Origin of the sequence: Streptomyces sp. NPDC093261 (assembly GCF_044753645.1) — a bacterium.
In the GTDB taxonomy this organism is placed as follows: Bacteria; Actinomycetota; Actinomycetes; order Streptomycetales; family Streptomycetaceae; genus Streptomyces.
Map to the genome: position 1 here is coordinate 894,688 of NZ_JBIVNO010000001.1, position 13,652 is coordinate 908,339.

A 13,652-nucleotide genomic window follows, 5' to 3' on the forward strand; every position below is an offset into this window, starting at 1 on the left:
TCAGTCTCTCGCGACCCTCAGCTCATTGCCCGCCCCGACGACCGCGATCGCCCCGTCCCGGTCCGTCCGCAGCACCAGCGCGCCCTCGCCCCGCAAGGCCGCCACCGTGCTCGGAGCCGGATGGCCGTACGGATTGTCCCTGCCGCACGAGATCAACGCGAGCCGGGGGGCGATCCTGCGTATCAGCTCGGGGTCCTGGTACGCCGACCCATGATGGGCGACCTTCAGGACGTCCACGGGCCCCAGGCCGGCGCCCTCGGGCGATCTCAACAGCGCCTCCTGGGCGGGAGGTTCGAGGTCGCCGAGCAGGAGCAGGGTCAGCCCCGCCGACCGGACGAGCAGGGCGACGCTCGCGTCGTTCGGCCCGTCCGGCGAGGGCGCCGGGTCCGGCGGAGGCCACAGCACCCGCCAGTCCAGGGCCCCTATGCGGCGGCGCTCCCCGGCCAGAGCCCGCGTCATCGGAATGTGCCGGGCGGCCGCCCGGGCGCGGACGAACGCCGCCTGCTCCGGTGGCTCCTCGAATGCGGTCGTCTCGATCGCCCCCACCGACCGGCCGCGCAGCACTCCCGGCAGTCCCGCCACATGGTCGGCGTGGAAGTGGGTCAGCACGAGCAGCGGGATGCGGGTGACACCGAGCGCGGTCAGGCAGCGGTCGACCAGCGCGGGATCGGGGCCCGTGTCCACGACCACCGCCGTGCCATCGCCCGCCGCGAGCACGGTCGCGTCGCCCTGCCCCACGTCACACATCGCGAACCGCCAGCCGGACGGCGGCCACCCGGTGATCACCCGGGTCAGCGGCGGCGGCCGCACCACCACGAGCAGCAGCACCACGAGACCGATCCCGGCCGCCCAGGGCCGCCGCAGAACCCGCCGCCCGACGAGGACGACGGCCGCCGTCACCCCCGCCAGCAGCAGCGCTCCGGCCCAGTTGCCCGGCCAGTCCACCGCGCCGCCCGGCAGCGAGGCTCCGGTGCGCGCGATGTCCGCGATCCATCCGGCGGGCCAACTGCCGCACCACGCGAGCCCCTTGGCGATCGGCATCGTCACCGGCGCCGCCGCCAGCGCGGCGAACCCCAGTACGGTGGCCGGTGCCACGGCGAGCTCCGCGAGCAGGTTGCACGGCACCGCGACCAGACTCACCTTCGCCGACAGCATCGCGACGACCGGCGCGCACAGCACCTGCGCGGCCGCCGCGGCAGCCAGTGCCTCGGCCAGTCGCGGCGGCACACGACGCCGCGACAACGCCGCGCTCCAGCGCGGGGCGACGGTGAGCAGCGCACCCGTCGCCAGCACGGAGAGCAGGAAGCCGTAGCTGCGGGCGAGCCAGGGGTCCCAGAGCACCAGCAGCAGCACCGCCGTGGCCAGCGCGGGGATCAGGGATCTACGGCGCCCGGTCGCGAGGGCGAGCAGCATGATCGCCCCGCAGGCCGCGGCCCTCAGCACACTCGGGTCCGGCCGGCACACGACCACGAACCCGAGCGTCAGCACTCCGCCGAGCACCGCCGTTCCCCGGAGCGGGATGCCGAGCCGGGGCGCGAGCCCCCGGCGCTCCACGCGCTGCGCCAGCCCGGCCGGGCCGACGATCAGGGCCAGCAGGACCGTGAAGTTGCCTCCGCTCACCGCGAGCAGATGCGTGAGATCCGTCCGCTGGAAGGCGTCGTCCAGCTCGGGCCCTACCCGCGAGGTGTCCCCGACGACCAGCCCGGGCAGCAGCGCCCGCGCGTCCGGATCGAGCCCGTCGGTCGCCGCACGCAGCCCGGCCCGCATCCGTCCCGCCCACCGCTGCGCCCCGGACGGGCCGCTCACGACCCGGGGCGGTGCGCCCCGTACACGCACCACGGCGGCGACGCGATCGCTTCCGGTCAGCGCAGGTGCCGGCGAGGCGGCGACCCGCACCCGAGTGGAGGGCAGCAGAGCCAGCCAAGGGGACCGCACGCCTCCCCCGGCCATGTCCGCCGACCCGTGGACCGGCCGGGTGTTCAGGTCGACGACCATCAGCACCGGCGTCCGGGTCAGCACCACGGTTCCGTCCGCCTTCGTCAGCCGCCGGACCTCCCCGTCGAGCAGCACGGCGGTCGGCGCCGGGTGATCCCCCATGATCCTGGGCCTGGTGAGCCGTGGATCGGAGGTGATCTCGATGTCCGCGGTCACTTCTGCGTGCCGACGCGCCAGGTCGGGAATCGGCCCCCGCCGCAGATCCGCCGCCTTCAGCCCGGCGGAGGCCCCTGCCGCCGCTACGCAGAGCAGCACCGCCGCCGCGGACACCGTCGGCCGCGAGCCCCGGGTCCGGCGCACACCGGCCCCGGCTTCCCTCCTCCGCACCGCCAGCAGTCCTCCGGCCGCGGCCAAGGCGACGACCACCACGACGGTGACCCACGCGGGCGGGGCGCCCAGGGCCCAGGCGGCCGCCGCCCAGGCTCCCGCCGCGGGCCCCACCAGCCGTAGATCCACCGGGCCCTCCTGGCGGGGGTGTGCCTCCCCGAGCCTGCTGGGGGCCGCCTCACGCACGGCCGACGGAGCGCGGTGAGCGCGGTGATCCTCCGGCGGCCTCATGGCCGAACGAGATTCCGTAGGTCGGCGAATCGTCGCTCACCGATGCCGTTGACGTCGCGGAGTTCGTCGACAGAGCGGAATCCGCCGTGCTGGGAGCGGTAGTCGATGATGTGCTGGGCCAGAACGGGTCCCACCCCGGGCAGTGTGTCGAGTTGGTCCACGGTCGCGGTGCTGAGCGAGACCGGACCGGCGAGGGGTGCCGCGCCGGCCGCCGAGCGGCCGGTGGCCCGAGCCGCCGTGTCCGGGCCTGGTGCGGGCGCGGGGCCGCCGCCCACCACGATCTGTTCGCCGTCCACCAGCAGACGGGCGCGGTTGAGGCCGTCGGTGTCCGTGCCCGGGCGCACGCCGCCCGCCGCGCGCAGGGCGTCCGCGACCCGGGACCCGGCCGGGAGCCTCAGCAGCCCGGGCTTGCGCACCTTGCCGGCGACATCCACGACGACCGCCGCACTCGTCGGCCCGGCACCGCCCGTGGGCCGGGGGCCCGCTGTTGCCACGGGCTCCGCCGGCCGCCTGGCCCCGAGGGGGTCCGGCGCTCCGTACGGCGCCGCCGCCCGCACCACCTCCGGTGCCCGCACCTGCTGCGTCCGGCCGGACCAGAAGTGCTGTGCGGCGAAGACCACGGCCACCACCAGCAGCACCCCCAGCGCGGCCACGCTCCTGCGCTCCAGACCGCACCTCGACTGCAACCACAGCGGCATGCGCTCCCGCAGCGCCGGACCGAACCGCTCCCGCCAGGCCATGCCCGGGCCCGGGGGTTCAGGGGCGGCGGGAGCGTCGTCCGTGGGGATGCCCCGGCCGCGGACCGCCGGGTCGCCGAGGCCACCGGCCGTCGCGGAGTCCAAGCCACCGGCCGCCGGGAGGGCCAGGCCGTCGGCCGCCGGGAGGGCCAGGCCGTCGGCCGCCGGGAGGGCCAGGCCGTCGGCCGCCGGAAGAGCCAGGCCGTCGGCCGCCGGAAGAGCCGAGTCACCGGCTTCCGGTTTCTCCGCCGTGTCCGTCCCCGGCGGCCCGTTTCCCCCTGTCCGCCCGTCCGTCGGTCCTGAGGCGAAGAGTGCCTCCGCGCGCAGGCGCAGTGCGTCGGCCGAGGGGGTCCTGTGGTGCCGACTCGGACGTCCCGGCGCGGGGTTCGCGCGGTGACGGGTGCGGCCGTCGGAGCCGGGGCCGCGGCCCGGACCGCTGGTGGAGACAACCGTGCGTGAACGTGATCGAAGTGCCATACGCCGAGGATCGGGCAGACCGCCGACGTCTGGTGATCTTGGTCAATTGCCGGGGATTACTCGATAGTTGTGGATAACTCCGTCACTCACACGATGGGCAAACAGGCACCGCGCCACCCACACGATCCGCAGGCACCGCCCCCACGATCCGCAGGGCCCACCGACCGACGGGAGCCACAGGGCCCCACCGCCCGACGGGCTCCACAAGCCCCACTGGTCCACAAGCCCCACGGGCCACAAACCCCACAGGTCCACAGGCCCCACGGGCCACAAACCCCACAGGTCCACAAACCCCACAGGTCCACAAGCCCCACGGGTCCACAGGCCCCACACGAGCCGCAAAACGCCCAGTCAGCGCGGCGACACCACGACCCCGAGCAGCCCGGGCCCCGTGTGCGCCCCGATCACCGCGCCGACCTCGCTCACATGCAGATCGACCAGACCCGGCACCCGTGCGCTCAGACGGTCCGCGAGGGCCGACGCCCGTTCGGCGGCGGCGAGATGGTGGACCGCGATGTCGACCTGCCCTCCGCCCGCGCGCTCCGCCACGATCTCCTCCAGGCGGGCGATCGCCTTGGACCCGGTGCGCACCTTCTCCAGCAGCTCGATGCGTCCGCCGTTCAGCTGGAGCAGCGGCTTCACCGCGAGCGCCGAACCCAGCAGCGCCTGCGCGGCCCCGATGCGGCCGCCCCGCCGCAGATAGTCCAGCGTGTCGACGTAGAAGTAGGCCGAGGTGTCCGCGGCCCGCTTCTGCGCGGCGGTGACAGCCTCGTCGACCGAACCCCCCGCCTCCGCGGCCTCCGCCGCGGCCAACGCGCAGAAGCCGAGGGCCATCGCGACCATCCCGGTGTCCACCACCCGTACCGGCACCGGGGCGTTGCGCCCGGCCAGCACGGCGGCGTCGTACGTTCCCGAGAACTCGGACGACAGATGCAGGGAGACGATGTCGGTCGCGCCCGACTCGGCGATCTTGCGGTAGGTCTCGGCGAACAGCTCGGGGCTGGGCCGTGATGTGGTGACGGACTGTCGCTTCTGGAGGGCCTGGGCGAGGGAGCGGGCCGAGATCTCGGTCCCCTCCTCGAGCGCCCGGTCACCCAGGACCACCGTCAGCGGCACCGCGGTGATGCCGTGGCGCTCCATCGTCCACGGCGGCAGATAGGCCGTTGAATCGGTGACGACAGCGACATGGCGGGACATGTGCTGGAGGTTACCTGCCGGATCGCATGAGGGGCAGTCCGGCCCCTCCGACCTGGTCGTACCTTGGCGGAATCATGTGGTGCTCTCGGGTCGGGGCTTCCTCTGCCAGGGGTAGGCGGACCGCTGCCCGGGCGGGGTGAGGGAAGGCCGGGAGGACTCGTGTGCCTCATGGGACTCGGGTGTCTCGGGCCAGGTCTGGCGGTCGGCGGCCGTGGCCTCGGGCGCCGGTGCCTCCGGCCATGCGGTGGCGGACGGTGTCGGCCGCTCCTTGGCCCAGTGGCGCAACGCGCCCGCCTCCACGTCGATCTGCGCGCTCAGGGTGTCGAGGTCGTCGTCCGCGAACCGGCGTGCCCGGTCGTGTGCCGCCCAGCGCAAGGCGTCCGCGGAGCGTGTGATCCGCTCGGTGCGCTCACGCAGGTCGGGCAGCCGGGAGGCGAGCGTGCCCCGGTCCGGCTCGGCCTCCAGACGTCGCAGCTCGGCGTCCAGTTCGCGTCCGTGCACGCTGAGGCGCTCGAAGAGGCCCAGCGACTCCTTCAGCGACGCGTCCTCGGCGACCCCCGCGTGCAGCGCGTCCTGCGTGGCCCGCATCGATGTGCGCAGCGTCAGGCGGAGCTGGGCGAGTTCACCGGCCGGACCCGGCTGGGCGAGGGTCCTGGCGCGCAGGGTGGTGTCCTCGACCGTGCGCCGGGCCTGGGCGATCGTGCGGTCCACGCCGCGTTTGGCCGCGCCGACCGCCTTCACCGTCGCGTACACCCCGAGCACGACGCACAACACGAACAGGAGCGCGATGACGGTCAAAACGGCTTCCACGACGCTCCTCCTCCGGCCGGCCATGGCGGTGGCTGCACCCCTCTTCCACGGTAAACGCAGCGGGCAGGTCCAGGGTTCCGTGAGAACCCCGAACCTGCCCGTAGGGGACTACCCCGACATCGGCGACACCGCCGCCGGGGCGCTACGCCGTGACGATGTTCACCAGCTTCGGTGCGCGCACGATCACCTTGCGGATCCCGGCGCCACCCAGCGCGGCGACCACCTTCTCGTCGGCCAGCGCCACCTTCTCCAGCTCCTCGTCGGAGATCGACGGGGGAACCTCCAGGCGCGCCTTGACCTTGCCCTTGATCTGGACCACGCAGGTCACGGTCTCATCCACGACATACGCCGGGTCGGCGACCGGGAAGTCCTGGTGGACGACCGAGTCGGTGTGACCCAGCCGGCGCCACAGCTCCTCGGCGATGTGCGGGGCCAGCGGCGCGATCAGCAGCACCAGGGCCTCGGCGACCGGCCGCGGTACCGCGCCGCCCGCCTTGGTCAGGTGGTTGTTCAGCTCGGTGATCTTGGCGATGGCGGTGTTGAACCGCAGCCCCTCCAGGTCCTGGCGGACGCCGTCGATCGCCTTGTGCAGCGCGCGCAGGGTGTCCTCGTCGGGCTCGGCGTCGACGACGGTGACCTCGCCGGTCGTCTCGTCGACGACGTTGCGCCACAGGCGCTGCAGCAGCCGGAACTGGCCCACCACCGCGCGCGTGTCCCACGGCCGCGACACGTCCAGCGGGCCCATCGCCATCTCGTACAGGCGCAGCGTGTCGGCCCCGTACTCGGCGGCGATCTCGTCCGGAGTGACCGCGTTCTTCAGGGACTTGCCCATCTTGCCCAGCAGACGGGTGACCTTCTCGCCCCGGTGGTAGTAGGCGCCGTCGCGCTCCTCCACCTCGGCGGCCGGCACCGCGATGCCACGGCTGTCGCGGTAGACGTAGGCCTGGATCATGCCCTGGTTGAACAGCTTGTGGAACGGCTCGGGCGACGAGATGTGCCCCAGGTCGAACAGGATCTTTGACCAGAACCGCGCGTACAGCAGGTGCAGCACGGCGTGCTCGGCGCCGCCGACGTACAGGTCGACACCGCCGTGCGGCATGCCCTCGCGCGGGCCCATCCAGTAGCGCTCGATCTCCGGGTCGACCAGCTTCTCGCTGTTGTGCGGGTCCAGATAGCGCAGCTGGTACCAGCAGGAACCGGCCCAGTTGGGCATGGTGTTGGTCTCGCGGCGGTACTTCTTCGGCCCGTCACCCAGGTCCAGGGTGACGTTGACCCACTCCTCGTTGCGCGACAGCGGGGTCTCGGGCTGGGTGTCGGCGTCGTCCGGGTCGAAGGTGCGCGGCGAGTAGTCCTCGACCTCGGGCAGCTCCAGCGGCAGCATCGACTCGGGCAGCGCGTGGGCGACGCCGTCCTCGTCGTAGACGATCGGGAAGGGCTCGCCCCAGTAGCGCTGGCGGCTGAACAGCCAGTCGCGCAGACGGAAGTTGACGGTGCCCTGGCCGATGCCCTTGCGCTCCAGCCACTCGGTGATGCGCGCCTTGGCGTCGTTGACGCTCAGGCCGTCCAGACTGATGTCGTCGTTGGAGGAGTTGATGATCTTCGCGTCGTACGACCCGAAGGCGTCCTCCCACGTCGATGTGTCGGTGCCCCGGCCGTCGGTGGGCTCGACGACGCAGCGGATCGGCAGCTCGAAGGCGCGGGCGAACTCGAAGTCGCGCTGGTCGCCCGCCGGGACGGCCATGATCGCGCCGGTGCCGTAGCCCATCAGGACGTAGTCGGCGATGAAGACGGGGATCCGCTCGCCGTTGACCGGGTTGGTCGCGTACGCGCCCGTGAAGACGCCGGTCTTGTCCTTGGCCTCGGCCTGCCGCTCCACGTCGGACTTGGCGCCGGCCTGCGCGCGGTACGCGGCGACGGCCTCGGCCGGGGACGCGTGGCCGCCGGTCCACACCTCGTGGGTGCCCTCGGGCCAGGCGGCCGGGGTGAACTTGTCGACCAGCGGGTGCTCGGGCGCCAGCACCATGTAGGTCGCGCCGAACAGGGTGTCCGGGCGCGTCGTGAAGACCGTGATGTGCTCGCCGTCGATCGGGAAGTCCACGCGGGCGCCCTCGGAGCGGCCGATCCAGTTGCGCTGCTGCAGCTTGATGGCCTCGGGCCAGTCCAGCTCGTCCAGGTCCTCCAGCAGCCGGTCGGCGTAGGCGGTGATGCGCATGTTCCACTGGCGAAGCTTGGCCTTGAAGACCGGGAAGTTGCCGCGCTCGGAGCGGCCGTCGGCGGTGACCTCCTCGTTCGCCAGGACGGTGCCCAGGCCGGGGCACCAGTTGACGGGTGCGTCGGAGGCGTAGGCCAGGCGGTACTCGCTCAGGATGTCGGCGCGCTCGGTGGCGCTCAGCTCGTTCCACGCGCGCGTGGTGCCCGGGATCGCGCGCTCACCCGACTCGAACTGGGCGATCAGCGCGGAGATCGGGCGTGCCTTGCGGGCCTCCTCGTCGTACCAGGAGTTGAAGATCCGCAGGAAGATCCACTGGGTCCACTTGTAGTAGTCCGGGTCGATCGTGGCGAACGACCGGCGCTTGTCGTGGCCCAGGCCCAGCCGGCGCAGCTGCGCCTTCATGTTCGCGATGTTGGCCTCGGTGGACACGCGCGGGTGCGTGCCGGTCTGCACGGCGTACTGCTCGGCGGGCAGGCCGAAGGCGTCGAAGCCCAGGGTGTGCAGGACGTTGTGGCCGGTCATGCGCTGGAACCGGGCGGAGACATCGGTGGCGATGTAGCCCAGGGGGTGACCGACGTGCAGGCCCGCACCGGAGGGGTACGGGAACATGTCCATGATGAACTTCTTGGGCCTGGCGACCAGCTCGGGGTCGCCGGCCAGGTCCCCCTTGGGGTTCGGCGCCTCATAGGTGCCCTCGGCGTCCCAGAAGTCCTGCCAGCGTGCCTCGATCTCGGCCGCCGTCGCGGCCGTGTAGCGGTGCGGCGCGGCCTCCGCCGACGCGGCGGCGGTGGCGGCGGGGTTCGTCTCGCTCATGGTCCTCAAAGCTCCATCGATCGTCTCTGCCTGCGGCTGCGACATTCAAGAAACGAAAAATCCCCTCGCACAGGAGGGGACGCCGCGCCGATGCCGACCATCCGATGCACCCGGTGGTCGGGACTGATCAGCGCGGCCCGCTAAGCAGAAGGCGTACGGCACGCATGGCGCCAGGGTACCCCAGCGTCCGAGCGCGCCGCGACGGGCCTCGGGCGGCACGCCCGCGTGCGAAGGTGACTGAACCCAACGCGGGGCGGAACCGTACTCAGTCACCGACGGTCCAGTTGTGAAGGTCCCGAAAAGCTGAACAAAGTTCAACTGTTACTTCGCGTAACAGCCACTAAGAGGACATCACTACCGGCCCGTTGCCCTTTGATAACAACGCAATAACTCAAACCTCGTACTGCTCGGTTTGGAGCCCCTTAGAGTGCGGCAGCGGGACCGCCTTCCCGAAACTGTTCGGAGTTGCCCCCATGAACCCTCCACGTAGTAACAGCTCGCTACCCAAGCCGGGCCGCTCGGCCTACGGCGTGGCGTCGGCTGTGGTCCTGCTGCTGATACCCGTCATCGTGCTCGCGGGCGGAAACGCAGTCCGGGACTTCCTCAACTTCGGAGCGGGCGTTCTCTCGCTCGTCTCCCTCAGCTGCTCGGTGATCTGGGGGCTCGTCGCCCAGGACCGGATCTTCCTCAACATCCGCCAGCGGATCGTGGCGCAGGCCGTGCACCGCACGACCGCGGTGGCCTCGATCGCGTTCCTTCTGGTGCACATCACGGTCAAACTGGCCCTCGACCACACCGTGCTGATCGCCGCGCTGATCCCCTTCAGCCTGGGCGTCAGCGGCTCGGCCGGGCTCATCGGCCTCGGCTCCCTGGCCGGGCTGCTCATGATCTTCGTCGGAGTCACCGGCGCCCTGCGCAGCAACTTCGCCTCCCCGGCGCCGGTCGCCGCGCGCTGGCGGGCGATGCACATGCTGGCCTACCCGTCCTGGTGCGCCGCACTGGTGCACGGCCTGTACGCGGGGCGCGCGGCGAAGCCGTTCTTCATGGTGTCCTACGAGCTGTGCCTGCTCGGGGTCATGGCGGCGCTGGGCCTGCGCGCCGCCCCGCGCTCGTTCAAGCGCAAGGTGGCCGACCGGATCTTCGCCATCATCGGGACCGGCGAGCGGCCGGGCCGCGACGGATTGGAGGCGAGCCGCGCCCGCAACGCCGAGGCGGCGGCCGCCCTGGCGGGCTTCGGAGCGCGCTCCGCGGGCCGTGGCGGCACCGGCGAGGGCCTGATCCCTCCGCAGCCCTCCGCGCCCCTCTACGAGGCCCCTCCGGCGCGCACCATGACCCCGGAGCCGGGCAACGGCTTCGCGGCGGCCTACCGCGCCACGGCGGGCACCCCGGCCGCGCAGGGCCCGATGACCCCCGACGCGACCCGGCGCATCGACCTGCCCCGTGACATGCAGGCCACGGAGGCGATGCCCCGGATCGACGGAGCCGGCAGCACCTCCGGCAGCTGGCCGATCCCGTCGCCGCCGCCCGTCGGCGAGGCGCCGCCCTCCGCGTACGACCCGCTTCAGGACACCGGCTACACCATCTCGTCCTATGGCAATTCGGGATACAGCGGCTATGGCGGGAGTGAGATGTACGACACCGGTGAGACGAACGCCGCCTACGGGACGTACAACTCCAACAACACGTACAACAGCGGTCCCGCGACGGAAACGCTTCCCGGCGCCTATGACACGCCGGGAACCGGCGAACCCTGGAACGCGCCTTCCGGAGGTTTTTAAGTGAACGAGGCCCTGCCCGACGTCCCAGAGGTCCGCGTGGTCGGACTTCCGCAGCTCACGTCGGGCTTCGACCTTGTCGAGAGACTCGACCTGCCCATGCACCTCAAGGTGCACGGCCCGCTCGAACCGATGGGCGGCGAACAGCTCGCACAGCTGGCCGAGCAGATCTCCCTGAAGGGGCGCGGCGGTGCCGGTTTCCCCTTCCACAAGAAGCTGCGGTCGGTCGCCGAGTCGGCGATCCGCCGGGGCATCCGGCCGGTCGTGGTCGTCAACGGAAGCGAGGACGAGCCGGCCTGCCGCAAGGACACGGTGCTGATCAACCGTGCCCCGCACCTCATCCTGGACGGCGCCCTCCTGGTCGCCGAGGCCCTGGGAGCGCGGCAGCTCGTGGTCGGCGTGACCCGGGCCTCCACCGAACGCTCCATGGAGCAGGCGCTGGCCGAGCGGGGCCTCAGCGACCGGCGCGGCGCGCCCATACGCGCGCGCGTGCAGCGCAATCCGGTCCGCATGGTCACCGGAGCCGCGGCGTCGCTGATCCGTTCCATCGACGGCGGGCCGCCCATCCCGCCCGGACGCAAGACCAGCGCCTCGCAGAGCGGCGTGGGCGGGGCGCCCACCCTGCTGTCGAACGCCGAGACGTTCGCCCAGCTCGCGATCGCGGCGCGGATCGGCGCCGAGCGCTACTGCAACACCGGGCTCTACGACGAGCCCGGCACCGTCATGCTCACCGTCTCCGGCGCCGTCAACCGCCCCATGGTGATCGAGGTCCCCACGGGGGTGCCGCTGCGGTACGTGCTCCAGCTGGCCGGCGCCCCGCCGGCCCCGCAGGGCGTGCTGACCGGCGGCTACCACGGCAAGTGGATCGACGCGCAGACGGTCGACGAGGCGATCGTCTCGCGCAACAACCTGGACGCGGTCGGCGGCGCGCTCGGAGCCGGCGCGATCCTGCCCATCAGCCAGGAGACCTGCCCGCTCGGCGAGTCCCTCCAGGTGGCCAAGTGGCTGGCCGAGGAGAGCGCGGGCCAGTGCGGCCCCTGCTACCTCGGGCTGCCGGCCGCGGCGCGCGGCATGGAGGACATCCTCAACGGCGGCGGTCCGGCCGCCCTGGAGGCCCTCAAGCAGGTCGCCAAGGCCGTGAAGCGGCGCGGTGCCTGTTCACACCCGGACGGCTCGGCGATGTTCCTGGAATCGACCATCAAGGCCTTCACGGACGACCTGGCGGCGCATGTCCTCGGCAACGGCTGCGGCAGGCCCGTGGAGGGCGTGCTGCCGCTCTTCGAGGGCGGCCGGGCCCCCACGGGGATCCCGGGCGGCGGCCAGGCCGAGCCCGAGGCGGGCGCCAGCCGTCAGAAGATCTACGTCGACTGGACGCTGTGCCGCGGCCACGGCCTGTGCGCGGACATCCTCCCGGAGGTCTTCGAACTGGGCGCCGACGGCTTCCCGACGGTCGCCCAGGCGCCGGTGCCGCTGTATGCGGAGGCCAAGGCGCTGCGGGCCGTACGCCGCTGCCCCGCGCTCGCGCTGCGGATCGAGGAGGACACCCGGTCGGCGCCGTCCCGCAGCAACCTCCCGGTGCTGTCGCAGGGCCGGGGACGCCGGGCTCTCGGCCGCTGAGACGCCGGCACGGCCGCGAGGACGCCGACGGCGGGCCGCCCCGAGGAGGGCGGCCCGCCGTCGGCGTTCTACGGGCTCACGGGGAAGGTGGCGTCTACGGCCCGGGGCGGCGCCTACCACGAGAGGCGGCCCCAGCGACCCGGGCGGCGCCTACGACGAAGGCGGCCCATCCGACCGGATGGACCGCCTTCAATTCCTGTGGAGCTAAGGAGAATTGAACTCCTGACCTCCTGCATGCCATGCAGGCGCTCTACCAACTGAGCTATAGCCCCTCGTGGCCACCCGGCGGAACCGGGTGTTCACCGCGTCGCCCGGTTTCCCTGGCGGCGACGCCAACATTACACGGTCCACCGGGTGAAACACCAAATCGTTTCCCTGGGGCACGCGGACGCGGGTGAAGACCCGTTCCGCGGCCCTCCCCGCCCGCCACGGATCACGCGTGGCGCGCCCCCGGGGTCAGGCCGTGGCGAACGAGTAGAAGCGTTTGAGCGTGCAGTGCTCGTCGAGGAGGCGGCCGTAGATCGGCTCGCCCTCCAGCTCCCGATAGGTCTCGATCGGGTCGCCTTTTATGATCAGCGCCCGCGCGCATTCCTCGCACCAGTACTGGTAGTCCGGGTTGACCGGCTCCATGTCCCGGACGATCGGTGTGCCACTGCCGCACCAGTCGCACTTCCGCCTGTGTGCACCCATCGATCAGCTCCAGCTGTGGCCGCAGGCCGTGCACACGTACGAGATGCCCCCGTTGTCGCCGAGGACCTGGGCGACATGGGACGAGCCGCAGGAAGGGCAGTCGAGGAGGGTGGCATTCCGACGTGGCACCGCCACTGCGAGGAGATCATGGACCTCCCCGCGGATGCTCGCAGGCATCGCTACTCCCTCCCGTCGGGCCGCGCCCCCTTCCGGCCGTTTGATTCTGCCACGGCCGGGCCAATACGGTCAGCGACGCCTTCGTACCAGTCCGGACACGGCCCCCGGCGTGGCCGTCATGGCCAGCGCGTACGTGCGCAGGAGGAGCGCGTCCGTAGAGGTATACGCCCCGGAGGCCCAAGTGACTCAAGCCGGTCCGGGAACAGTGTGCCGAGGACCGCACCCCGCACACCGCACCCCGCACACCGCCCGAGCCGGCCGCCCGTCGCGTCCCGCCTCACCGCTGAGGTGACGCCGCATCAGGCACGGGTCGGTGTGAGGCGGGACGCTGCGGGACGCGCCACTCGGCCGGAATACGGCCAAGAAAAAATCCCGCCCCTTGTGGGACGGGATCTTCTGCCGATCTCTGACACCCGAGAGTGTCGATCCGTGGAGCTAAGGAGAATTGAACTCCTGACCTCCTGCATGCCATGCAGGCGCTCTACCAACTGAGCTATAGCCCCTCGTGGCCAGGCGGCGAAGCCGCTTGGTGTCTCGCCCCGCTCGGCGGGGCGAACAAGAAGAACTTTAGCCTGCGACCTGCCGGAAAGTGAA

Annotated in this window: 9 protein-coding genes and 2 tRNA genes; 2 read left to right on the forward strand and 9 right to left on the reverse strand. The window is 72.1% G+C overall.

Annotation, left to right across the window (positions count from 1 at the left end; all coding sequences use genetic code 11):
• From ACIP94_RS04105 to leuS, 5 genes are all read right to left on the reverse strand, one after another.
• A complete protein-coding gene (locus tag ACIP94_RS04105; protein WP_402419190.1) occupies positions 1-2,553 on the reverse strand; it encodes a ComEC/Rec2 family competence protein in 2,553 nt (850 codons plus the stop codon).
• Positions 2,550-3,767 (reverse strand): helix-hairpin-helix domain-containing protein, encoded by a 1,218-nt coding sequence (locus ACIP94_RS04110; RefSeq protein WP_402419193.1) that lies wholly within the window; start codon positions 3,765-3,767, stop codon positions 2,550-2,552. Before ACIP94_RS04110 ends, ACIP94_RS04105 begins: the two co-directional genes overlap by 4 nt.
• Positions 3,768-4,118: 351 nt before the next feature.
• Complete coding sequence (locus ACIP94_RS04115) at positions 4,119-4,964, reverse strand: DegV family protein (RefSeq protein ID WP_402419197.1); 846 nt, start codon at positions 4,962-4,964, stop codon at positions 4,119-4,121.
• A 72-nt stretch (positions 4,965-5,036) separates the two neighbouring features.
• Positions 5,037-5,774, reverse strand: coding sequence for a hypothetical protein (locus ACIP94_RS04120; RefSeq protein ID WP_402419200.1), 738 nt, complete (start codon positions 5,772-5,774; stop codon positions 5,037-5,039).
• A 142-nt stretch (positions 5,775-5,916) separates the two neighbouring features.
• A complete protein-coding gene (leuS, locus tag ACIP94_RS04125) occupies positions 5,917-8,799 on the reverse strand; it encodes a leucine--tRNA ligase (RefSeq protein WP_402419203.1) in 2,883 nt (960 codons plus the stop codon).
• Positions 8,800-9,272: 473 nt separating this feature from the next.
• Here leuS and ACIP94_RS04130 point away from each other — a divergent pair, with 473 nt between their 5' ends.
• Together ACIP94_RS04130 and ACIP94_RS04135 are read left to right on the forward strand one after the other, a co-directional pair.
• Positions 9,273-10,577: a cytochrome b/b6 domain-containing protein gene (locus tag ACIP94_RS04130; protein WP_402419206.1), complete on the forward strand. Its 1,305-nt coding sequence runs from the start codon at positions 9,273-9,275 to the stop codon at positions 10,575-10,577.
• A complete protein-coding gene (locus ACIP94_RS04135) occupies positions 10,578-12,191 on the forward strand; it encodes an NADH-ubiquinone oxidoreductase-F iron-sulfur binding region domain-containing protein (RefSeq protein ID WP_402419209.1) in 1,614 nt (537 codons plus the stop codon).
• A gap of 199 nt (positions 12,192-12,390) precedes the next feature.
• Here the strand turns inward: ACIP94_RS04135 and ACIP94_RS04140 are convergent.
• The 4 genes from ACIP94_RS04140 to ACIP94_RS04155 form a co-directional block, all read right to left on the reverse strand.
• Positions 12,391-12,463, reverse strand: a tRNA-Ala gene (locus tag ACIP94_RS04140).
• A gap of 184 nt (positions 12,464-12,647) precedes the next feature.
• Complete coding sequence (locus tag ACIP94_RS04145) at positions 12,648-12,881, reverse strand: hypothetical protein (protein ID WP_016643127.1); 234 nt, start codon at positions 12,879-12,881, stop codon at positions 12,648-12,650.
• A 3-nt stretch (positions 12,882-12,884) separates the two neighbouring features.
• Positions 12,885-13,058, reverse strand: coding sequence for a hypothetical protein (locus ACIP94_RS04150; RefSeq protein WP_402419212.1), 174 nt, complete (start codon positions 13,056-13,058; stop codon positions 12,885-12,887).
• Between the two features lie 430 nt (positions 13,059-13,488).
• Positions 13,489-13,561, reverse strand: a tRNA-Ala gene (locus ACIP94_RS04155).
• Between the last annotated feature and the right edge of the window lie 91 nt (positions 13,562-13,652).

Bases quoted from the DNA above. Each gene is read 5' to 3' on its own strand.
- ACIP94_RS04130 (WP_402419206.1), top strand. From the start codon at position 9,273: ATGAACCCTCCACGTAGTAACAGCTCGCTACCCAAGCCGGGCCGCTCG.
- ACIP94_RS04105 (WP_402419190.1), bottom strand. From the start codon at position 2,553: ATGAGGCCGCCGGAGGATCACCGCGCTCACCGCGCTCCGTCGGCCGTG.
- ACIP94_RS04145 (WP_016643127.1), bottom strand. From the start codon at position 12,881: ATGGGTGCACACAGGCGGAAGTGCGACTGGTGCGGCAGTGGCACACCG.
- ACIP94_RS04115 (WP_402419197.1), bottom strand. From the start codon at position 4,964: ATGTCCCGCCATGTCGCTGTCGTCACCGATTCAACGGCCTATCTGCCG.
- ACIP94_RS04150 (WP_402419212.1), bottom strand. From the start codon at position 13,058: ATGCCTGCGAGCATCCGCGGGGAGGTCCATGATCTCCTCGCAGTGGCG.
- ACIP94_RS04110 (WP_402419193.1), bottom strand. From the start codon at position 3,767: ATGGCACTTCGATCACGTTCACGCACGGTTGTCTCCACCAGCGGTCCG.
- leuS (WP_402419203.1), bottom strand. From the start codon at position 8,799: ATGAGCGAGACGAACCCCGCCGCCACCGCCGCCGCGTCGGCGGAGGCC.